This is a genomic window from Rubrobacter tropicus (assembly GCF_011492945.1).
Taxonomy (GTDB): Bacteria; Actinomycetota; Rubrobacteria; order Rubrobacterales; family Rubrobacteraceae; genus Rubrobacter_D; species Rubrobacter_D tropicus.
This window is the reverse complement of sequence record NZ_CP045119.1, coordinates 2445045-2466543: the sequence shown is the minus strand read 5'-3', so window position 1 is coordinate 2466543 and position 21499 is coordinate 2445045. Positions and strand designations below refer to the sequence as shown.

The window sequence follows — 21499 nt, the reverse complement described above, 5'->3', positions numbered from 1 at the left end:
ACCTACTTTCCAGGATTGTACGAGCGGCCGTTTCCCTCCTCCGACCTCGGTTCGCGGCCGCCAATCTGGTCTTCCGTTTTGCGGCCCGCGAACGACGACTGGCGCTTCGTGAAGTAGCAGATCCGAACCATACGGCAGCAGTGGGGGTGGCCAGAGATAGGTATCTATGGAGTCAGATTATTCATCCAAGGGTGAGACTTCGGTGTGGCGCGTTTTCGTGAGGGCTATTACAATCTTCATCGCTATGGCAACGTCTTTGATCGCTCCGCGCGGTGGTGCCGGAGATCCGGTGATAGGCCGCGAGCGAGAGCTAGCCCGGCTCGAAGAACTTGTTGACGGGGTTCGCGAGCGTGGCGCCACGCTGCTCGTGCGTGGCGCGCCGGGCATCGGCAAGTCTACCCTTGTGACGGCGGCGAATCGGCGCGCGAAGGCCGCGGGAATGCAGGTGATACGCACCACCGGAGTGCAGTCCGAGGCGCGCCTGCCGTTCGCGGGGTTGCATCAACTCGTACTGCCAGTGCTCGATCATTCCGAGCGTTTGCCCGCGCCGCAGAAGAAGGCGCTTTTGGCAGCCTTTGGCATCATTGAAGATACGGCTCCCGACCGGTTCCTGATCGCTCTTGCCGTGCTAGAGTTGCTCTCCGACGCTGCCGAGCAGTCTCCGCTGTTGGTCGTGGTGGATGATGCGCAGTGGTTAGATCGGTCCACCGTCGAGGTGCTCGCCTTCGTCGCCCGGCGCGTCGAGCACGAGCCGATCGGCGTGCTCGTAGCCATCCGAGAGGGCGTGGAGAGCGTTTTCGACGAGGCAGGGCTGCCCCAGTTGCGGCTCGGCGGCCTCGACGACGCGGCTGCGGAGGCACTGCTCGAAGCGCACGCCCCGCACCTCGCACCGGCTGTCCGAGAGCGGCTGCGCGATGAAGCCTCCGGCAACCCGCTCGCGCTGGTCGAGCTGCCGGTCCCACTGGGACCAAAAGAACTCGATGGACGATCGCCGCTGCCAGCGCCGTTGCCGCTGACGGAGCGTCTGGAGCAGACGTTCGCGGCCCGCACGGTCGGACTTCCCGAGATTACCCGGACGGTGCTGCTCGTCGCCGCGCTCAATGACAGCGCAAGCCTCTCCGAGACGCTGGAAGCTGCTTCCGGCCTTGTAGGACGCGAGGTGACGGTCGAGGTGATGGCGCCAGCCGTGTCCACGCGACTCCTCGACTCGGATGGGAGCGGGATGCGCTTCCGCCACCCTTTGGTGCGGACAGCGATCCGCCAGGCCGCTACCCCGTCCGAGCGCCAGGCCGCGCACGCTGCACTGGCCGCAACGCTCACCGGTCAGCCCGACCGGAGCGTCTGGCATCGTGCTGCGTCGCTGCTCGGTCCCGACCGAGAGATCTCCGCGGAGCTCGAGGCCACGGCCACGCGGGCTCGACGCCGCGGGGCGATAGACGCGGCCATCGCCGCGCTTGAGCGCGGCGCCGGGTTGAGCGTAGATCCTCTGGCTCGTGGGCGGCGGCTGCTCGACGCGGCGGAGCTGGCCTTCGAGATGGGCAGGACTGGAATCGCGCTTGGTTTTGTTGGCGAAGCCGAGCCGCTGGCGCTGGACACGGTAGATCGCCAGCGGGCGATCTTGATCCGCGAGTCGTTCGACTTCGGCGTACCCGGGGACTCTGTGAACGTAGATCGGGTGCTAGAGATCGTAGAGCAGACCAGGCATCGCGATCCCGACCTCGCCTTGAACCTCCTCCGGCGTGCCGCGGCCAAATCTTGGGCGCTCGGCCGGAGTAAGGACCAGCGGGAGCTTCTCGCCGCAGAGGCACGGCGCATGGACGCCCCCGATGGCGATCCGCAACGGCTCGCCGTCCTCGCCATGGTGGGAACCTCCGCAGACACGGAGCGCGTCCTGGGACTCCTGTCCCGGCCCGCGTCGGGCTGGGGCGACCCCATCTCCGCACACGCGCTCGGGCACGCCGGGTACGCGGTCGGGGACTTTGAGTTCGCCGTGGACGCCCTGACGGCGGCGATCCCCGGGTTGCGCGCGCAGGGACGGCTCTCTTTGCTGGCGCAGGCCCTCGTGTCGCGCGCGATGGTGGCCCTCCAGCTTGGCCGCCTCGACCTCGCAGTTCCCGACGCGGAGGAGGGCCTCCGGCTCGCGACCAAGAGCGGTCTACCGCTGTTCGCGGCGAGCGCGCGGGCTACCAGTGCGCTGCTCGCGGGGCTGCGCGGCGACTTCGACGAAGCGGAGGCCCTAACTGCCGAGGCCGAGCGTGCATTGCTGCCGCTGCGTGCCCGGGCGGTGTTCAGAGACGTTCAGCTCGCGCGCGGCATCGCGGCGATGGGCATTGGGCGTTACGAAGACGCCTACGGACACCTGATCCGCATGTTCGACCCGAACGATCCGGCGGAGCACTACCGGAAGAAGTTCTGGGCGGTCGGGGACCTGGCGGAGGCCGCACTCCACAGCGGGCGCCAGGCCGATGCGCTCGCCGTACTTAAACAAGCGGAGGCAGTCGCCGATCCGAAACCCTCGCCGTGTCTGCGGATCTCGCTCGAGTACGCACGGGCGATGCTGGCCGAGGACGGAGCGGCGGAAGCTCTCTTTGAGGCTGCTCTGGGCGCTGACCTGACGCGCTGGCCCTTCGCCCGCGCGCGGCTGCAACTCGCTTACGGCACGTGGCTCAGGCGCCAGCGGCGCGTGATAGAGTCGCGGGAGCCGCTGCGCCTCGCTCGGGACGCTTTCGAGGCGCTCGGTATGCCACCCTGGACCGAGCGGGCTTGCCACGAGCTACGCAGTGCCGGCGTCGTGACGCCCAAATCTGTAGCCAGAGCTCTGCAGGAGCTTACGCCTCAGGAGCTGCAGATCGCGCGCATGGCCGCCTCGGGTCTCTCCAACCGCGAGATCGGCCAGCAGCTCTACCTCTCTCACCGCACCGTGGGCGCCCACCTCTACCGCGCCTTCCCCAAGCTCGGCATCACCTCCCGCGGCCAGCTCCGCAACGCGCTCGACGCTTTGTCCTAAAGCACTAATCTAAGCCATCTGACTTAGGCATTCTCTGCATGGCGCCTATTACAGCGACGCAGTAGGAGTCGTATGTCCGATGCCGCATGGTGGGCCGCTCTGTACATTGGGCGATGATCTGACCTGCGCCCCGAGGAGGCGAGATCAGCCACGAAATCCACAGAAGCTCACACCGGCGGAGTAGGAAGCCAGACGGACTACGAAGTAGACGACATCCCGGATAGAAGGCGAAACGTTGAGCACGATCACTACGCGATACGGCACCGAGATCTACTACAAGGACTGGGGAGAAGGATAACCTCACTAGGAGGTAGGAATGCCGGTGTCGCGGGGCACCAGAATCTGATCGGCAGCCTGCGAGGGGAGCCAAAACTCTACCAGGGCGAGTTCATGGAGGGCTTCTCGCTCGAGGATTCCCCCGAGTTCGAGCTGTGGCTGGAGGCCGAGCGGGCGACCGAGTTGATGACCCCGCCCAAGAAAAAGGAGACAAAACGAGCAGCCCTCAGAGGCGACAACGAAGCTACCCAGACGGAGGAAATCATGAGCACAATCCCACGAGACGTATCCCGGCCCACCGTCGTCCTCGTGCATGGCGCCTTCGCCGAGTCGGCGAGCTGGAACGGCGTGATCGCCGACCTCCAGCGCCGCGGTTACACGGTCACCGCCGTCGCGAACCCGCTGCGCGGCCTGCAGGAGGACGCCGCCCACCTGCGCAGCGTCCTGGACAGCCTGTCCGGTCCGGTCGTGGTCGCCGGCCACTCCTACGGCGGCTCGGTCATGAGCGAGGCCGCGGACGGCGCCCCCGGCGTCGCGGCCCTCGTGTACATCGCTAGCTTCAACCTGGAGGTCGGCGAGAGCACCGCCGAGCTGGCCGCCAAGTTCCCGGGCGGCGAGCTCGGGCCCGCGCTCGACCCCGTGCCGTTCCCCCTCGCCGGCGGCGAGACCGGCGCGGACCTGTACATCCGGCGAGACCGGTTCCGCGAGGTGTTCGCCGCCGACGTCGCCCCGGAGGTCGCCGAGCTGATGGCGGCCACGCAGCGACCCATCGCCGCCTCCGCGCTGGAGGACGTCGCCACCAAGGCCGCCTGGAAGGCGATCCCGTCCTGGACCCTGGTGACCACCCGGGACCTGGCCATCCCGGCCGACTCCATGCGCTTCATGGCCGACCGGGCCGGCTCGACGACCGTCGAGATCGACGCCTCCCACGCCGTCGCCGTATCCCGGCCCGGCGCGGTCGCCGACCTCATCGACACCGCCGCCCACGCCACCGCCGGCGCCGATCTCATCGACGCCCAAGACGCCCCCGGCCGCGGGGCAAGCCAGTCTGTAGATTGAGCGCCGACGTAAGTTGGATCCAAAGGAGGTGGAGCAAACCGAGAGACCTGTAGAGGCTAACGTCGGTGAAGCGGGAAGCCAGGCGGGCAAGAAGTGAAGGACTTCCGCTCGTGAGAGAGGAGGCAGGACATTGAGCACGATCGCGACACAAGATGGCACCGAGATCTACTACAAAGATTGGGGATCGGGACAGCCCGTGGTGTTCAGTCATGGCTGGCCCTTGAGCGCCGACGCCTGGGAGTCGCAGATGGTCTTTCTGGCCTCAAACGACTTCCGCGCGATCGCCCACGACCGTCGCGGCCACGGACGCTCGGGCCAGCCCTGGGGCGGTAATGAGATGGACACCTACGCCGACGACCTCGCGGAACTCATCGAGATGCTCGACCTGAGAGACACCGTCCTCATCGGCCACTCCACCGGAGGGGGAGAGGTGACCCGTTACATCGGACGCCACGGTACCTCACGCGTAGCGAAGGTCGTGCTGGTGGGCGCGGTCCCGCCGCTGATGCTCAAGACGGAGGCCAATCCCGACGGCCTGCCGATCGAAGTATTCGACGACATCCGCGCAGGCGTGGCCGCCAACCGCTCGCAGTTCTTCAAAGACCTCACCGAGCCGTTCTACGGCGCCAACAGGCCGGGAGCCAGTGTGTCCCAGGGCATCCGCGACGCCTTCTGGTTGCAGGGGATGGCGGGTGGTCTCAAGAACGAACTAGATTGCATTAAGGCGTTCTCGGAGACGAACTTTACGGAGGACCTCAAGAAGTTCGATGTGCCGACCCTCATCATCCACGGCGACGACGACCAGGTCGTACCGATTGTCGCCTCGGCTCTCGCCTCATCGAAGCTAATCAGGAACTCGATCCTGAGAATCTATGAAGGCGCGCCCCACGGCCTTGCCGACACGCACAAGGACCGGCTTAACGCAGACCTGCTGGCATTCATGGAAGGCAAGGATCTGCCGGCGCCGGAGGAAGGAACTCTCCATCAGGCATCCCGGCCTGCCGCTGGCTGACATCAACTCCGGCCCCAACCGGCGATACACCGCCACAAGGAGGACACAATGACCACCGAAACCGCCGACACCAACCCTTCGGGTCCGGCTACTCCCCACGCCATCGTCCTCGTCCACGGCGGTTTCGTTGACGGCTCTGGTTGGAAGGGTGTTTATAGCCTCCTGAAGGACGATTACAGCGTCAGGATCGTCCAGAACCCGACGCTCTCGCTCGAAGGCGACGTCGCCGCGACCAAGATGATCGTCGGCGCGCAGAGCGAACCGGTGATTCTCGTTGGCCATTCGTATGGCGGAATGGTGGTCACCGAGGCGGGTAATGATCCCAAAGTGGCGGGACTGGTCTACATCGCGGCCTTCACGCCCGACGCGGGCGAGTCGGTTGAGACGCTCATCGCCGACCCGCCGCCCGGCGCGCCTGTGCCGCCGATCCTGCCGCCGCAGGACGGCTTCCTGTTCCTCGACCGGGAAAAATTCCATGCTTCATTCGCGGGCGACTTGGGTGCCGAAGAAGCCGCGTTCATGGCCGACTCGCAGGTGCCGTGGGGCGTAGAAGCCCTGAGCGGCACGATCAGCGAGCCGGCGTGGCAGAACAAGCCGAGCTGGTACCTCGTCGCTACCGAAGACCGGATGATTCCACCACAGGCCCAGCGCTCGATGTCCGCGCGAGCGGGTTCGACCGTCGAGGAGGTCGCGGGCAGCCATTCGATTTATCTGTCGCAGCCGGCAGCCGTGGCTGCGCTCATCGAAAAGGCCGCTTCCCAAGTGAACTCGGCCGCGTGGAGCTCACGCTGACCACATGTCGTTTGGTGACGCGTCCCCGCGGCTCGCGGGTTCGGGGACGCCGCGTCCACCGACCACCAGAAAGGAGATGGCGTGACCATCGACCAACAGGCGAACACCGCCCCCGACAAGGCCGTCCCCGACACCGTTGTCCTGATCCACGGGCTGTGGCTGACGGGCCGCAGCTGGGAGAAGTGGGCCGACCGTTTCGAAGGCCGCGGCTACAAGGTCCTCGCCCCGAACTGGCCGGGCATGGAGGGCGAGGTCGAAGCGCTGAACGCCGATCCTTCCCCGATCGCCGAACTCGACATCGACCAGATCGTCGACCACTACACTCGCATCATCGGCGAGCTAGACAAGCCGCCGATCATAATGGGCCACTCCCTTGGCGGCACGGTCCTGCAGGTCCTGCTCGACCGGGGGCTCGGCGCGGCCGGCGTCGGCGTCGCCGCGGGGACTGTGAAGGGCGTGCCCGACCTGCCCCTCTCGACGCTTCGGGCGACGCTGCCGGCGCTGCGCAACCCCTTCAAGCGCCACTCCGCAGTCCCGCTCAACCGAAACGAGTTCCACTACGCGTTCGCCAACACGCTCTCGCAGGAGGAGTCCGACGAGATCTACGAGCGCTACCACGTCCCCTGCGCCGTCACCGTGCTCAGAGAGGCCGCCTTCGCGAGCCTGCACTGCGACGCGCCGACCACGGTCGACTTCGCGAACGACGACCGCGCGCCGCTCTTGTTCATCACCTTCGAGCACGACCACATCATCCCCCCGAACGTGGGCCGCCACAACGCCGAGAAGTACTCGGGCTCTAAGGCCGTCACGGAGTTCCAGGAGTACCTCGCCCGCCCGCACTTCCCCGGAGCCCCGGGCTGGGAGGAGGTCGCCGACCACGCCATCGAGTGGGCCGCTAAGCACGCTGCAGCTCGCGCGCGGGCTTGAGCGAAGCGCTCGACGCGGCTTCCCTAACTACCGACCCCCGCGGTGCCACCGCAGCACCGCGGGGGTGGAGGCTCGACCGACAAGACCGATAGCCCGGGAGCCACGTGGCAGGAGGAGGAAACGATGCTGCACCGCGACATAGCCGACGGCGTCCACCGGGTAGGCGAGTACTTCGTCAACTGGTACATCGTGGAGGAAGACGGCCACCTTACCTTGGTCGACGCAGGCCTACCATCATCCTGGCACTCCTTGTTGGGAGCCCTGAAGGAAATCGGCCGCGCTCCCCGCGACGTCGAGGCGCTCGTGCTCACGCACGCCCACTTCGACCACATCGGCTTCGCAGAGCGGGCCAGGGCGGAACTCGGCATCCCCGTCTGGGTCCACGAGAACGACGCGCCTCTGACCAAGCGGCCGTGGATGTATATGACCGAGCGCAGCCCGCTCTCCTATCTGAGCCGCGACAACCTGCCGATAGTGTCCTCGCTGGTCCGGGCCGGGGCGCCGCGCGTGGGGCCCATCTGCGAGGTGCGCCGCTTCGGAGACGAAGAGACCCTCGACGTGCCAGGCTCCCCCCGGGTCCTGTTCACCCCTGGCCACACTTTGGGCCACGTCTCGCTTCACTTTCCCGAGCGCGAAGTGGTCATCACGGGCGACGCGCTGGTAACGCACGACCCCTACACCGACACCCGGGGTCCCAGGATCGTCGCGCGGGGGGCGACCGCCGACAGCGAGCGGGCGCTGGCTTCACTCGAGCACCTGGCTGGCACGGGCGTGGTGACGCTCCTGCCCGGCCACGGTGAGCCCTGGACAGGTGAAGCCGGACGCGCCGTGCGAGAGGCACGGCGCGTGGGCGTCCTTTAGCCTTCGCCATGCCTCTTTCGAGGCTTTCTGGGCCGTAGCAGGAAACATGACGAGAGGCTGCCCCCGGGCCAGTACCTCGAGAGCGGCTTCCCGGTCCTCTCCGCGGGCCCACGCCCCGCACCCCGCTCTCGGAGTGGGACTTCTCCGTCGTCGGGGAGGTGGACGAGCCGAAGCGGTGGACGTGGGAGGAGTTCAGGGCGCTGCCCTCCGAGGGGATCACCGCGGACATCCACTGCGTCACAAAATGGTCCAAGCTAGGCACGCGCTGGGAGGGCGTCTCGGTGGACACGCTGCTGGAAGGGGCGGAGACGGCCGCCGAGTACGTCACGGCCTACTGCGACGGCGACTACACCACCAACCTGCCCCTGGAGGAGGTGACGGGGGGCAGGGCGTGGGTCGCTTTTGCCTACGACGGCGAGCCCCTGGAGCCCGAGCACGGCGGGCCGGCCCGCCTCCTGGTCCCTCACCTGTACTTCTGGAAGAGCGCCAAGTGGGTGAGGGGGTTGCGGCTAACCGCCCACGACGTCCCCGGCTTCTGGGAATCCCTGGGCTACCACAACCACGGCGACCCCTGGCGCGAGCAGCGCTACTGGGGGGACTAGCGTGGCGGCCGCCCAGCCGCGCGGGATCTCCTGGCGCCTCGCCGAAGTCGTCGACGTCGTGCCCGAGACCCCGAGGACCAAGAGCCTGGTGCTCGCGGTCCCGGGGTGGGAGGGCCACAGGGCCGGCCAGCACGTGGACGTGAGGCTCACCGCGCCCGACGGCTACCGGGCCCAGAGGAGCTACTCCATAGCCTCCGCCCCCGAGGACGGCGGGAGGCTCGTGCTGACGGTCGACCGCCTGGAGGACGGCGAGGTCTCGCCCTACCTCACGGACGTGCTCGTGGCGGGGGACAGGCTGGAGCTGAGGGGCCCCGTCGGGGGCTACTTCGTCTGGGAGACCGCTGACGGCGGGCCGCTGTTGCTGGTCGGCGGCGGTTCCGGCGTGGTGCCGCTGATGGCCATGATCCGGCACCGCGAGGCCGCCGGCGGCGACGTGCCGACCCGCCTGCTCCTCTCCTCCCGCTCCTACGAAGACATCATCTACCGCAAGGAGCTGGAGGACCTCGCGGCACACGACGGTTCGGGCTACGCCTGCGGTAGCTGCGGGAGGACCGGGCGTCTCCGAAGCCCACGCGCAGTGGGTCTAATCCGACGCGAGCGAACGCGGTTCCCGTGGAGATCTCCAGCCCGTCGCTCGTCTCTTCGATTCTGACCCACCTCGAGCCGCACCCCCGACGGGGTCCGACGCACAAGTCGTGCGGCCCCGAGTGCCGAGTATTCCTTCGCGGTAACGGGTTTCATTTCGTGCTCTTCGACCAAGATCTTCTCCTTACGTATGGAAACGAATGCCATCAAGGTGCGGGTGCCGGCGTCCACGGTCGAGTGCGGCGGCGCCCCTGCCCGCCCTCGGGCTCAGGACTATGGCGTCCATGATCGGCAAGAAGGCCACGATCGAGATGACCAGGAGCGCCGGCAGCACCGTCCAGTACGCCGTCCGCCTCTCGAGGCCGCCGAACTCCCTCCAAAAAGCTGCCGAGTTCGGACAACGCGCCCCTCTCTTCTCGTATTGGCGCGACTATCGCCCGACTTTTGCAGCGGATCGCGGTGCCCAGCACCGAGGCCCGGACCGCTCGCGGACTACGACGCCTGGTCGGCGATGTTCTGCAGTTGCTCTTGAAGCGTCCCCACGGCCTCTTGCGGGGAGACCTCGCCCTTCAGGCAGGCGTTGAACTGCTCGGCCATCTCCAGCGACATGTCCGAGTAGTAGGGGCTGACCGGGCGCGGACGGGAACTCTGGATGGCCTCGCTGCCCAGGGCGATAACCGGGACTTTGTCCAGGATCTCCTCGTCCTCGTATAGCTCGGCGATGGCCGGAAGGCGGGTCGCCTCCAGGGCCCTCTCCTTCTGCTGCTCTGGCGCGCTCAGGAACTCAATGAAGGTCCAGGCGGCGTCCACCTTCTCGGAGGCCGAGTTGATGAACAGGTTCCACCCGCCCAGCCCCGTGTAGCTGGTCAGCCCTTCGACGGACACCGGCAGCTTCGCGATGCCAACCTGCCCGGGCCTCACCTCCGACGTGGCGGGATCGGAGAGCAGCCCGTACATATAGGGCCATTCGCGGTGGAAGATGGCCTCGCCCCGTAAGAATATGCCGTCCGTCTCGTCACCCGTGTAGATCGACACGCCCTCGGGGGAGACGCCGTCCTCCACCAGTCCGCGGTAGGCACCAAGGCCCGCGACAGAGTCCGGGTTGTCGATCACCACCCTGCCAGGATCGCTCCGGTCCAGGACGTCCCCCCCGGCGTTCCAGATGAACTCCAGGCCGCTGACCACGCCGCCCTCGTAGTTGGCTCCCTGGAAGACGAAACCGTTCTTGATGCGCGAGTCGGCCATCGTCTTGCTCGCCTGCTCCTTGAGCTCGTTCCACGTCTTCGGGGGACCTGCGAACCCGCTGTTTTCCAGCAGATCCTTGCGGTAGTAGAGGAGTCCCGCGTCCGTGTACCAGGGTACGCCGTAGAGCTTGCCATCGTAGGTGTTGGCCTCGATCGGCCCCTGGAGAAACCTCCGGCGTTCGCTTTCGGGGAAGCGGTCGGAGAGGTCCTCGATCCAGCCGTTCGCGGCGAACTGCGCCGGCCAGATCACGTCCCCGCTCATGACGTCTATGTTGCCGCCGCCGGCCTGGAGCTCGGTGAGCAGCTCGTTGAAGTGCGCCGTGCCGTCCGCGGGCATCTGCCTCCACTCCACCTGGATCCCGCCCTCGTGCTGCCTGTTGAACCGGGCTATCTGCTTCTCCAGGACCCCGGTATCGTCGGGACCGTGAGAAAAGACGATCCTTTGCTCGCCTCCCCGCTCGCCGCCCCTCCCGCATCCCGCGCCTCCGAGCAAGGTCGCACCTGCCAGACCAACACCGGTGAGCCTCAAGAACTCCTGGCGGCTCAACTTGTCCCCGCCGCGGACTCCCTCGCCGTCCCTTCGCGTTCCAGCTCCCGTTGCCAAGCCGTTCTCCTCCATTTTCTTGTACTTTTGGCTTTACGCGGGATCCGCGAGTACGTCGGTCGAAGACGGAGGGGCCTCTGGCAGCGAGACGAATGTGTCCGTCTCGCGCAGCGCCAGCGCCACCGCCCCGAGAGCGCGCGTCCTGGTGCCCAGGCCTGCCCGGACGACCTCGGCCGTGGCGGCGACGGGAAGCGCGTGCCGTCGCAGCGAGGCCCGCAACGGATCCAGCAGAACGTCGCCCGCCTCGCTGAGCATGCCCCCCACGATCACCCGCTCCGGGTTTAGCAGGTTGCAGACGCCGGCCAGGGCGGCGCCCACGAGGCGCCCGGCGTCTCCCACGGCCCGCCGGCAGGCCGCGTCGCCTTCGGCGGTATGCTCCAGTACGTTCTCTATGGTCAGGTCGGGCCCGTGGACCGGACGCAAGAGGTCCACCACGGCCGGGACGGAGGCGAGGGTCTCCAAACAGCCGCGGTTGCCGCAGCGGCATATGGGCCCGCGCTCGTCGACGGTGAGGTGCCCGATCTCCCCGGCCGCCCCGAGCGTCCCCCGGTAGACGCCGTCGCCCAGTATAAGACCGGCGCCGATGTGCTCGGAGAGCACCACGCAAACGGCGTCCGACGTTCCCCTGGCGGCGCCCCAGAGCAGCTCGGCGAGCGCCGCCAGGTTCGCGTCGTTGTCCAGGTGGACGGGCAGGCCAAGCCGCCTACCCAACTCCTCGGCCGGTCGCCGGCCAACCCAGCTGGGGGAGATGCTCGACGACTGCACCACGCCGGTGGCCCGGTCGAGCGGACCGGGAAAGCCCACGCCGACGCCGACGATCTTGTCTCGCGCGGTGCCGGCCTCATCGAGCGCCCTGGCGACGAGGTCCCCGGCCCGGTCCAGGGCCCCCGCCGCGTCGTGGTCGACAGGCAGCTTCGCCTCGGCCTCCGCTAGTATCGCGTGCGACAGGTCCGCCACGACGGCGCGCAGGTGACGGTGGCCGAAGACCACGCCCACCGCGGCCCCCGCCTCCGGGTTGAGACTGACCGGCACGCCGGGACGCCCCGCGTGCGCCTGCCCGCCGCCCCGCTTCGCCCCGCCGCCGACCTCGACGGCCACCCCTGAAGCCAGAAGCGAACCGACGACGGTCGAGGCCGTCGACCGCGACACGCCCGCCGAACGGGCTAGATCCGCCCGCGTCAGCGGCCCATTCTTGCGGAGCAGTTCGACGATTCGTCCGCGGCTGCGCCCCTCGTCCTCGCCTGCGATTCTCATGCGCTCGTCCTTCCCCAGACCGATCATTCGTCGAACGCCCAGGTTAGACACGATACGGCTATTTGTCAATTATATGAACAAATATCGTTGCTTGTAACTCTTAAATAGTCTATTATTGCACTATTGTTCGGCCGGGCCGCCGTTGGGAGGAGACCTTGATGTTGCGCGGTCGGCCGGGGTGGGTCGTTCTTCGGCTTGTGGTTGGGGTAAGGGAAGTACGAGCGCGCGGGGTCTTGCGGGACGTCGTCGCGGGGAGGAGGCTGGGATGTTCACGCGGAAGTTGGGGCGCAGCGGCATCGAGGTGAGCGCCATGGGGATCGGCTGCTGGGCCATCGGGGCCCGATCTACCGGGGCGGCAAGCAGCGGGGGTGGGGCGAGGTCGACGACGGGGTCTCGATCCGGGCCGTCCACCAGGCGCTTGAGATGGGCGTCAACTTTGTCGACACCGCCGCCGTCTACGGTGCTGGCCACAGCGAGCGGGTGCTCGCCAGGGCACTCGAGGGCAAACGTGACGAGGTAGTGATCGCCACGAAGTTCGGCATGGTCTTCGACGAGGAGACGAAAGAAGAGTCGGGCCGGCGGGCCGACCGTGACTCCGTGAGGAGAGAATGCGAGGCGAGCCTCAGGCGGCTCGGCACCGACAGGATAGACCTCTACCAGCTCCACATCGGCGACCTCGACCTGGAGCGCGTCCCCGAGGTGCTCGGCGTCCTCGAGGAGCTCGTCGACGACGGCAAGATCCGGGCCTACGGGTGGAGCACCGACGACCCGGACCGCGCACGCGCTTTCGCCGAAGGGTTCCACTGCGCCGCCATGCAGCAACGCTTGAACGTGCTCGAAGGAAACGAGGAGACGCTCGCCGTCTGCGAGCAACACGACCTCGCGAGCCTGAACCGGGGGCCGCTGGGCATGGGCCTTCTCACCGGGAAGTTCGACCGCGACACTAGCCTGCCCGAGACCGACGTGCGCAGCGGCTGGGATTTCCGGGAAGGGGACGCGGCGGAGCGACTCGAAAGACTCCAGAACATCCGAGACGTGCTCACCAGCGACGGGCGTACCCTTGCGCAAGGGGCCCTCGGCTGGCTCTGGGCCAGGAGCAAGAACACCGTGCCCATACCCGGCTTCAAGACCGTCGAGCAGATCGAGGAGAACGCCGACGCCCTGCAGTTTGGACCCCTCACGGACGGGCAGATGGAGCAGATTGAGGACCTGATCTCCCGCTAACACCCGGGCGGCCCCGCCGCCTTCCCCTCATCCCCTTGACACGGCCCGTGAACGGATTTACAGTGCCGCCAGGGAGGAGTGGAATGCGTTTCCATACAATGAAAAAATGACGAGATCCGTGGATCGAACCTTCGATCTGCTGGAGACTTTGGCGGGGGCCGACGACGCGGTGAGCCTCTCCGAGCTGGGCGGTGGGTTGGGGATCTCGCTGACGACGGTGCATCGGTTGCTGCAGACGATGGTGCGTCGGGGGTACGCGGATCAGGACCCGAAGACGAGGCGCTACGGCCCCGGTCCCAAAGTGCTCGAGGTCGCGGCGCGGTCTACCACCAACCGCCACTTCGACCTGAGGCGCGTGGCCCTGCCCCTCCTTCGCAAGCTCACCGCCAAGACGGGGGAGACGAGCAACCTCATCCTGCCCTACGGCACCGACGAGATCGTCTATATCGAGCAGTCCAAGAGCCCGCAGACGGTCAGCATCTTTACCCAGGTAGGACACAGGGCGCCGCTCTACTGCACGGCAGCCGGCAAGGCGATTCTGGCGAACTTTTCGCAGATGCAGCTGGAGAACTACCTGGCCCGGACGGAGCTTGAGCCTGCGACGGACCGCACCTTGACCACGGAGGAGGATTTGCTTCGGGAGCTGGAGGTCACCCGGCAGCGGGGCTTCGCGGTGGATGACGAGGAGAGGGAGGAGGGCGTGCGGTGCGCGGCGGCACCCATCTTGAACTACGTGGGCATCTGCGTGGGGGCGATCAGCGTCTCGGGTCCCTCCACGAGGATCGGTTACGAGCGCATCTTGAGCGAATTAGGGCCTGGGGTGAGCCGGCAGGCCGAAAAGTGCAGCGCGCGTCTCGGCCACGGAGCGCCGGTGGGTGGGACGAACGAGGAGGGCGGCAGAAACGGGAAGCCTTTGTTGGGGGAGGTTTTTGGTGTACGGAAAGGGGACGGGACGTTGAGGACAGGGGAAGACGCGATGGACGGAGGAGCCGGTCGATGAGCATCTACGGGAAAGAGATCACGCGGAGTCGTTTCCTGAAGGGCATGGGGTTGGCGGCGGGGTCCTTCGCCCTGGCCGGGTGCGGCGGGGGCGCGGGATCCAACGCCAACGAGGTCACCTTCATGAACTGGGAGCAGACTGAAGGCACCCCGCTGGCGGAGGCTCTGAAAGCTTTCGAGAAGAAGAGCGGCATGAAGGTCGTCATGCAGCCTGCTCCGCAGGGCGACGCCTACGACACCAAGCAGCGCACGATGCTCTCGAGCGGCACGGGACCGGACGTGATGCGGATAAACGACGACTTCGTCAGGGGCTACTCCAACGACGGGGCCCTGCTCGACCTCAGCGAGTACATCGAGAAGGATAACCTCGACCGGAGTGAGTACATTCAACCCTCCTTCACCTTCGGCGAGCAGCCGGACGGCAGCCACACCGCGTGGACTGTCGGGATCGAACCCCGCCTGATCTTCTACAACGTGGACATGTTCGAGGAGGCGGGTGTGGCGCTGCCCCCGTCGGAGTGGACGGGCAAAAACTGGTCCTGGGACGACCTCCTGAACTCGGCCAGGGAGTTGACCGTCGAGGACGACCACTACGGGACGCTTATCTACTTCGACACCGGCTACGAGCAGACCTTCACGGTCAACAACGGGTTTGCCCCGGGGATCTACTCTGAGAACGGCAAGGAGTTCACCCTCTCTTCGCCGAAGGCCGTCGAGGCCGTGCAATGGGCCACCGACCTGACGTGCAAGCATGGGGTGCAGCCCCCGTGGTCGCAGTTGCAGCAGGAGTCCATAGACAGCCAGCTCTTCGCGCAGGGCAAGGTGGCCATGATTTTCGGCACCTACGGCATCGTGCCGTACCTGCGGCAGACGGTTACGGACTTCGCCTGGGATGTGGCGCCCCCGCCCGCTAAGGTCGAGCAGAAGACGGAGGCGAGCGTCATCATCTTCTCCGTGCCCCAGGGGGCCAAGAACCCGGACGGCGCGTGGAAGCTGTTGAAGTTCCTGGGCGGTCCAGAGGCCGGCAAGATCCTGGCCGACGGTAGGGCATTCATCCCCATAAATAGGGAGGCCGCGGACACGATCACCGCGACGGACGACCCGCCGCAAAACATAAACCTCTTCGCGGAGGCGGCCGACCACCTGACGGCTACCAACCAGACCAACGCGACCGGGGAGGCGCGCAACATCTACCGTCCGGCCCTCGACGAGGTCTACAACTGCGAGGCGTCGGCCCAAGATGTCCTCTCCTCCGTGAAGCCGAGGATAGACGACCTCCTGACAGGCTAGGTCCGAACCCGCGTCGACACGCCCGCGAGCGAAAGGAAGCCAACATGGCGGTCGCGAACAACCCGGAAGAAAGGAGCGCGTCGCGGTTCTCGCGGACGGTCTCGCGGCTCAGGTCGTCCCGGGATCTGGAAGGATGGCTTTTCATAGCGCCGGTCGTGGTCGGCGTGTTGGGCTTCCAGTTCTTCCCGATTCTGGTCTCCATGTACGCGTCCTTCACCCAGTGGGACGGTCTTAATCCTCCCGAGTTCATCGGGCTGGGGAACTTCGTAGAGATGCTGACGAAGGATCCGCTCTTCTACCAGACGTTCGTGAACACGTGCGTCTTCACTCTAGGGTACGTGCCGCTCACAATACTGGTGTCTTTCATTCTGGCCCTGCTCTGCAATCGGCAAATACGGGGTGTTTCGTTCTTCCGCACAGCGTTTTTCGCGCCGTTCGTGACGAACGTGGTCGCCGTAGGCTTCGTGTGGTTCTACTTTTACAGCCCGGACCAGGGGGTGCTCAACGGTTTGCTCCAGACGGTGGGGATAGAGGGTCCGGCGTGGCTTTCGGACTCGCGGTGGGCGATGCCGGCCGTGATAACGGTGAGCGTGTGGCAGGGGGTGGGGTACCCGATGGTGATACTTCTTGCCGGTCTGCAGGGCATACCCGAGGAACTCTACGAGGCGGCGAAGATCGACGGCGCGCGTGCCTGGCACCGCGTGCGCAACGTGACCCTGCCGCTGCTCACGCCGCACTTCTTCTTCCTCACCATCACGCAGTTCATCATCTCATTTCAGGTGTTCGGGCTCATCTACGTCATGACCGAAGGGGGGCCAAACCACGCGACCAGCGTCTACATCTACTACCTCTACGAGAGGGGCTTCGCCTTCGGCAACCTGGGCTACGCCTCGGCGATGGCATGGCTCCTGTTCGTGCTTATCGCGGCGGTCACGCTCGTCCAGTGGAAGCTCCAGAAGAGGTGGGTGTTCTATGAGTAGGCGAGAGACGGATGCCCGGAAGAGAGGGGCTATCAAGCGATGACGGAAACCCCACAGCAAAAGGTAAACCCCGCGGCGGTAAGGCGAGGGAGGAGTGCGAAGAGCAGCCTGGGGGTCGCCATCGCGAACGTCGCGTACTACGCGCTGATGATCGTCCTCGCGGTGGTCTTCCTGTTGCCGCTGATCTGGATGTTCGTCTCCTCGCTCAAGCCCGAGTCCGAGGTGTTGGTCATCCCCCCGAGCTTCTTCCCGACGGAGATCCGGTGGCAGAACTACGTGGACGTGTTCGGGATCATACCGGTGTTCTTCTACAACAGCGCGAAGCTCGCCTTCCTGAACGTAGTTGGGATACTCCTTACCTCTTCCCTGGCCGGCTACGCGTTCGCACGCCTGGAGTTCGCGGGGCGCGACCTCGTGTTCACCCTCCTGCTGGCGACGGCCATCATACCGAGCATCGTGTACCTGATCCCGCAGTACATAGTCTTCAGGGAGCTCGGCTGGATAGACACGCACCTGCCTTTGTGGGTGCCGCGGGTGCTGACCCCGGTCTTCGCGACCTTCCTCATGAGGCAGTACTTCAAGACCATGCCCAAGGACCTCGAGGACGCCGCGCGCATCGACGGGGCCTCGACGTTCGCTATCTACTGGAGGATAATGCTACCGCAGACCAAGCCCGCGCTCGCCGCCATCGGCGTGTTTACGTTCCTCGAATCCTGGAATGACCTGTTCGGGCCCCTGATCTTCCTCAACTCCCAGGACCTCCAAACGCTTCCCGTGGCCCTCGCGCAGTTTCAGGGCGAGTACTTCACCCAGGTCAGCCTCCTGATGGCCGCTGCCACCGTCAGCGTGATCCCGGTCCTGATCGTCTACCTGTTCGCCCAGAAGTACTTTGTCCAGGGGATCACCATGACCGGCCTGAAGGGCTAGGCCGTCACCGCCTAGAGCCCGAGGAGCCATGGGACGGAAGTGAGGGCTCTCCTGCGGGGCTGGATAGGCTCTGCCCCGGCGAGAGCGAAACCGAAAGGGGCGTCGGCGGGCAGTCTGGGAAGTTGCAGTTCGGGATGTTGCCGGGTCGATAGTAGTAGTCCTTAGTGAAAAGGAGAGGGTCTTGGCTGAACGTTACGTCGCGATACAGGTAGGGGCCGTGTCGTTCGTGGATGAGGGCGTGGGGCCCGTGCTCGACGCCTTCCAGGAGCGGGCCGGGGTAAACGCGCTTTTCCTCGCCACGCCGACCTGGACCCGGGGCACAGGCGGCAGGCAGATACCGGGCCACCCGCTTCCCGATCACGGCGAGCAGGAGTACGACCCCGACTGGAAGGGGGGCAACTACGCCACGGTCCACCCCGAGTTTTACGGCAATACCGTCCTCGGGGCGGCGGGACGAGCCGCCGAACACCCCAAGTGGGACATCTTTGAAGAGGTGATCCCCGAGGCCAGGCGCCGAGGCATGAAGTCCGTCGCCTGGATAGAGGAATCCGGCTACGCCCAGGAGCTGAGGAACTACCCCAACTTCCCGAAGTGCCTGGAGGTCGACCCCTACAACCGGCCTACCCTGAGGCCATGCTTCAACAACCCCGACTACCGCAACTGGCATTTGAGCATAGTCGAGGACTACGTCAAGAGCTACGACCTCGACGGCATAGCGTGGTGCTCGGAGCGCCCCGGCCCCCTCAACATGCTCATGCAGGCCCCGACCGCCCCGGAGCTCGTCACCTGCTTCTGCAAGTACTGCCGCGAGATAGGCGGGGAGCGCGGCATCGACCCCGGCCGCGCCCAGGAAGGCTACCGCAAGGTCGTCGAGTGGAACGAGCGGGTGGCAGGCGGCGAGCGGCCGGCCGACGGCGCGTTCGTGACCTTCTGGCGCCTGCTCCTCCAGTACCCGGAGCTGCTCGGCTGGCAGACGCTCTGGACCGAGAGCCAGCGCCAACTCTACCGCGACATCTACGGCGTCGCGAAGGCCTGCGACCCCGACGTCGAGGTGGGTTGGCACGTCTACCACAACATCTCCTTCAGCCCCTTCTACCGGGCGGATCAGGACTACGAGGAGATGGCCCGCTTCTCCGACTTCATCAAGGTCGTTACCTACGACAACTGCGCGGGGCCGAGGTTCTACACCTGGATCCACAACATCTGCCAGTCCCTCTTCGCGGACGCCTCCCCGAAGAGGTCTACCCCTGATGATGAAGCTCCTGAACCTGGAGGAGGCCCCCTGCCAGGATCTCCCCAAGACCGGCTTCTCGGCCGAGTACGTGCGGCGGGAGACGGCGCGGGCCGTGGCCGGTGTCGGGGGTAGGTGCGCGATCTACCCGGGCATAGACATAGACATACCCGTCGGAAGGGGCAACGAGCCGAGCCGCCGGGGTTCAAGACTAAAGGATCCCAGGGATTAACGCCGACATGACGACGGGCTCCGACATCACCAGGAGTACCCCGGGCAGGTCAAGGCCGCCGTGCTCGCGGCCTTCGAGGGCGGGGCGCAGGGCGTGGTCTTGAGCCGCAAGTACTCCGAGATGAAGCTGGAGAACCTCTCGGGCGCCGGGGAAGCGCTCAAGGAGCTCGACGGATGAGCGGAGAAGGCGGCGTCCCCTGGTACAGGAGCACCTACCGATGGGGACAAACGAACCTCACCGAGGTAGACCCCGTCCGCTACGACGAAGGGTGGTGGCGAGCATACTGGAGACGCACGCGTATCCAGGGCGTCATCGTAAACGCCGGCGGCATCGTCGCCTACTACCCGAGCAGGTACCCGCTCCACCACCGCGCCGAGCACCTCGGCGACCGCGACCTCTACGGCGAGATCTGCGCCGCCGCCAGGGAGGAGGGCCTCGTCGTCGTCGCCCGGATGGACTCCAACCGGGCCGACGAGCGCTTCTACGTCGAGCACCCGGACTGGTTCACCGTCGACGCCGAGGGGCGCCCCTACAGGGCTGGAGACCTCTACGTCTCCTGCGTCAACAGCCCGTACTACGAGGAGTACCTGCCGGGCATCCTCGAGGAGGTAATAGAGCGGAACCACCCCGAAGGCTTCGCGGACAACAGCTGGAGCGGCCTGCCGCGCGAGAACATCTGCCACTGCGAAAACTGCGCGAGGGGGTTCCGCGACGCAACGGGGTACGCCCTGCCCGAGAAGAAGGACTGGGGCAGCGACGCCTACCGGCGCTGGATCCTCTGGAACTACGCCCGGAGAGTGGAGGTCTGGGAGCTCAACAATCGCGTCACCAAGGCCGCCGGTGGTCCGGACTGCCTCTGGATCGGCATGAACGCCGGCGAAATAGAGGTCCAGAGCGAGCGCTTCCGGGACCACAAGGCCATCTGCGAGCGAACGGAGATCTTCTTCCTCGACTACCAGGGTCGCCGCGACCCGAGGGGCTTTCAGGGCAACGCCGACGCCGGGAAGCTTATCCACGGCCTCTTCGGCTGGGACAGGCTGATCCCGGAGAGCACGGCCCTGTACGGACAGGGCCAGCCGACCTTCCGCGTCGGCAGCAAGCCTGAACCGGAGGCCCGCCTGTGGGCCCTCGAGGGCTTCGCCGGCGGCATACAGCCCTGGTGGCACCACATCGGCGCCTACCACGAGGACCGTCGCCAGTACAAGACGGCGGAGCCCCTCTTCCGGTGGCACGAGGAGAACGAAGAGCACCTGATCGACCGCAAGCCCCTCGCGAACGTCGGCGTCGTGTGGACCCAGCGCAACACGGATTTTTACGGCCAAGACGAGGTCGAGGATCGCGTAACGCTGCCCTACCGAGGTGTCGTGAACGCCCTCATCCGCGCCCGCATCCCGTACGTCCCGGTCCACGCCGACCACGTCGGGCGGGACGCCGGGCGCCTCGACGTCCTCGTCCTCCCGAACGTCGGCTCCCTCTCGGACGAGCAGTGCGCGGACATACGCCGCTTCGTCGAGGGCGGCGGCGGCCTGGTCGCGACGGGGGAGAGCAGCCTCTACGACGAGTGGGGCGACAGGAGGGGAGACTTCGCCCTATCTGACCTCTTCGGCGCGCATGCCACAGGCGCCCACCACGGTTCCGCGGGGGCGGCCGACCCGAGTTGGGAGACCTGGTCCAAGCACAGCTACCTGCGTATAAGCCCCGAGCTCCGGGCCGGCGTGGACGGACCCGCCACGGGGGACGAACCTGTGGTTCGAGACAAACGCCGCCCCGCGTTTTCGGGCTTCGAGGAGACGGACCTGCTGCCGTTCGCAGGCAGGATCGAGGTGGTCGGCGCCGACCCGGCCGCCGCGACGTCGCTCGCCTTCGTGCCGCCCTTCCCGATCTTTCCGCCCGAGCTCTCCTGGATGCGCCACCCGACAAGCGGGGTCCCTGGCCTCGTCCTCAACGAATCCGCCGGCGGACGGGTGGCCTACGCCCCGGCGGACCTGGACCGCTGCTTTGGTCGCGACGGCCACCCGGATCACGCCCGCCTCCTCGCGAACCTGGTCCGCTGGGCGGCCGGCGACGCCATCCCCTTGAGCGTGGAGGGACCGGGCCTAATCGACTGCCACCCCTACGGGCAACCGGGACGCCTCGTACTCCACCTGGTCAACCTCACGAACGCCGGCGCCTGGCCGGCGCTGCTCGACGAACTGGTGCCAGTGGGCCCCCTGAAGGCACGCGTCCGCCTCCCGGAAGGCGTCGACGCGGGCCGGGTGCGTTTGCTGGTGTCGGGCCATGAGACGGAGGGGCATGTCAAAGACGGTTGGGCCACCATCGACATCCCGTCGGTGACCGACCACGAGGTCGTGGTCGTCGAGTAACACGAGAGGCAAGGGGCGGGACGCAGATAA

16 protein-coding genes and 1 pseudogene are annotated in these 21499 nt (G+C 66.5%); 15 read left to right on the top strand and 2 right to left on the bottom strand.

Annotated elements, in window-relative coordinates; genetic code table 11:
- Nucleotides 1–289: 289 nt before the first annotated feature.
- The 8 genes and pseudogenes from GBA63_RS12270 to GBA63_RS12235 all read left to right on the top strand — a co-directional run bounded on the left by GBA63_RS12270 (nt 290) and on the right by GBA63_RS12235 (nt 9188).
- Entirely contained in the window at nt 290–3007 is a 2718-nt protein-coding gene (locus tag GBA63_RS12270; protein ID WP_207956752.1) for an ATP-binding protein, read from the top strand.
- A gap of 540 nt (nt 3008–3547) precedes the next feature.
- The gene (locus tag GBA63_RS12265; protein WP_166176448.1) at nt 3548–4342 is read left to right on the top strand and encodes an alpha/beta fold hydrolase; all 795 of its coding nucleotides are present in this window, start codon (nt 3548–3550) and stop codon (nt 4340–4342) included.
- Nucleotides 4343–4472: 130 nt separating this feature from the next.
- Complete coding sequence (locus GBA63_RS12260; RefSeq protein ID WP_166176446.1) at nt 4473–5354, top strand: alpha/beta fold hydrolase; 882 nt, start codon at nt 4473–4475, stop codon at nt 5352–5354.
- A 48-nt stretch (nt 5355–5402) separates the two neighbouring features.
- Complete coding sequence (locus tag GBA63_RS12255) at nt 5403–6146, top strand: alpha/beta hydrolase (RefSeq protein WP_166176444.1); 744 nt, start codon at nt 5403–5405, stop codon at nt 6144–6146.
- An 81-nt stretch (nt 6147–6227) separates the two neighbouring features.
- The gene (locus GBA63_RS12250; RefSeq protein ID WP_207956750.1) at nt 6228–7073 is read left to right on the top strand and encodes an alpha/beta fold hydrolase; all 846 of its coding nucleotides are present in this window, start codon (nt 6228–6230) and stop codon (nt 7071–7073) included.
- Nucleotides 7074–7196: 123 nt separating this feature from the next.
- Nucleotides 7197–7934, top strand: a complete 738-nt coding sequence (locus GBA63_RS12245) for an MBL fold metallo-hydrolase (RefSeq protein WP_166176442.1) — start codon at nt 7197–7199, stop codon at nt 7932–7934.
- A gap of 27 nt (nt 7935–7961) precedes the next feature.
- Nucleotides 7962–8536: pseudogene (locus tag GBA63_RS12240) on the top strand (sulfite oxidase-like oxidoreductase).
- 1 nt (nt 8537) lies between these two features.
- Entirely contained in the window at nt 8538–9188 is a 651-nt protein-coding gene (locus tag GBA63_RS12235; protein ID WP_166176440.1) for an FAD-binding oxidoreductase, read from the top strand.
- A gap of 425 nt (nt 9189–9613) precedes the next feature.
- Here the strand turns inward: GBA63_RS12235 and GBA63_RS12225 are convergent, their stop codons facing one another.
- Entirely contained in the window at nt 9614–10969 is a 1356-nt protein-coding gene (locus GBA63_RS12225) for an ABC transporter substrate-binding protein (protein WP_228282111.1), read from the bottom strand.
- A gap of 33 nt (nt 10970–11002) precedes the next feature.
- The gene (locus GBA63_RS12220; RefSeq protein ID WP_166176434.1) at nt 11003–12223 is read right to left on the bottom strand and encodes an ROK family transcriptional regulator; all 1221 of its coding nucleotides are present in this window, start codon (nt 12221–12223) and stop codon (nt 11003–11005) included.
- A 321-nt stretch (nt 12224–12544) separates the two neighbouring features.
- Between GBA63_RS12220 and GBA63_RS12215 the strand changes: the two genes are divergently transcribed.
- From GBA63_RS12215 to GBA63_RS12185, 7 genes are all read left to right on the top strand, one after another.
- Nucleotides 12545–13447: an aldo/keto reductase gene (locus tag GBA63_RS12215; RefSeq protein ID WP_323127043.1), complete on the top strand. Its 903-nt coding sequence runs from the start codon at nt 12545–12547 to the stop codon at nt 13445–13447.
- A 118-nt stretch (nt 13448–13565) separates the two neighbouring features.
- On the top strand, nt 13566–14447 hold the full coding sequence (locus tag GBA63_RS12210; RefSeq protein ID WP_207956749.1) for an IclR family transcriptional regulator: 882 nt from the start codon (nt 13566–13568) through the stop codon (nt 14445–14447).
- A complete protein-coding gene (locus tag GBA63_RS12205; RefSeq protein ID WP_166176430.1) occupies nt 14444–15736 on the top strand; it encodes an ABC transporter substrate-binding protein in 1293 nt (430 codons plus the stop codon). Before GBA63_RS12210 ends, GBA63_RS12205 begins: the two co-directional genes overlap by 4 nt.
- A gap of 44 nt (nt 15737–15780) precedes the next feature.
- Nucleotides 15781–16716, top strand: coding sequence for a carbohydrate ABC transporter permease (locus GBA63_RS12200; protein ID WP_166176428.1), 936 nt, complete (start codon nt 15781–15783; stop codon nt 16714–16716).
- Between the two features lie 39 nt (nt 16717–16755).
- Nucleotides 16756–17643, top strand: coding sequence for a carbohydrate ABC transporter permease (locus GBA63_RS12195; RefSeq protein ID WP_166176426.1), 888 nt, complete (start codon nt 16756–16758; stop codon nt 17641–17643).
- Nucleotides 17644–17824: 181 nt separating this feature from the next.
- Nucleotides 17825–19009 carry an alpha-amylase family protein gene (locus tag GBA63_RS12190; protein WP_166176424.1) on the top strand — a complete coding sequence of 395 codons (1185 nt, stop codon included), beginning with the start codon at nt 17825–17827 and terminating at the stop codon, nt 19007–19009.
- A gap of 270 nt (nt 19010–19279) precedes the next feature.
- A complete protein-coding gene (locus GBA63_RS12185) occupies nt 19280–21469 on the top strand; it encodes a beta-galactosidase (RefSeq protein WP_166176422.1) in 2190 nt (729 codons plus the stop codon).
- Nucleotides 21470–21499 lie beyond the last annotated feature (30 nt).

Excerpts from the sequence above, each read along its gene's own strand:
- GBA63_RS12220 (WP_166176434.1), bottom strand. The coding sequence starts at position 12,223 with ATGAGAATCGCAGGCGAGGACGAGGGGCGCAGCCGCGGACGAATCGTC.
- GBA63_RS12200 (WP_166176428.1), top strand. The coding sequence starts at position 15,781 with ATGGCGGTCGCGAACAACCCGGAAGAAAGGAGCGCGTCGCGGTTCTCG.
- GBA63_RS12255 (WP_166176444.1), top strand. The coding sequence starts at position 5,403 with ATGACCACCGAAACCGCCGACACCAACCCTTCGGGTCCGGCTACTCCC.
- GBA63_RS12185 (WP_166176422.1), top strand. The coding sequence starts at position 19,280 with ATGAGCGGAGAAGGCGGCGTCCCCTGGTACAGGAGCACCTACCGATGG.
- GBA63_RS12195 (WP_166176426.1), top strand. The coding sequence starts at position 16,756 with ATGACGGAAACCCCACAGCAAAAGGTAAACCCCGCGGCGGTAAGGCGA.
- GBA63_RS12245 (WP_166176442.1), top strand. The coding sequence starts at position 7,197 with ATGCTGCACCGCGACATAGCCGACGGCGTCCACCGGGTAGGCGAGTAC.
- GBA63_RS12265 (WP_166176448.1), top strand. The coding sequence starts at position 3,548 with ATGAGCACAATCCCACGAGACGTATCCCGGCCCACCGTCGTCCTCGTG.
- GBA63_RS12205 (WP_166176430.1), top strand. The coding sequence starts at position 14,444 with ATGAGCATCTACGGGAAAGAGATCACGCGGAGTCGTTTCCTGAAGGGC.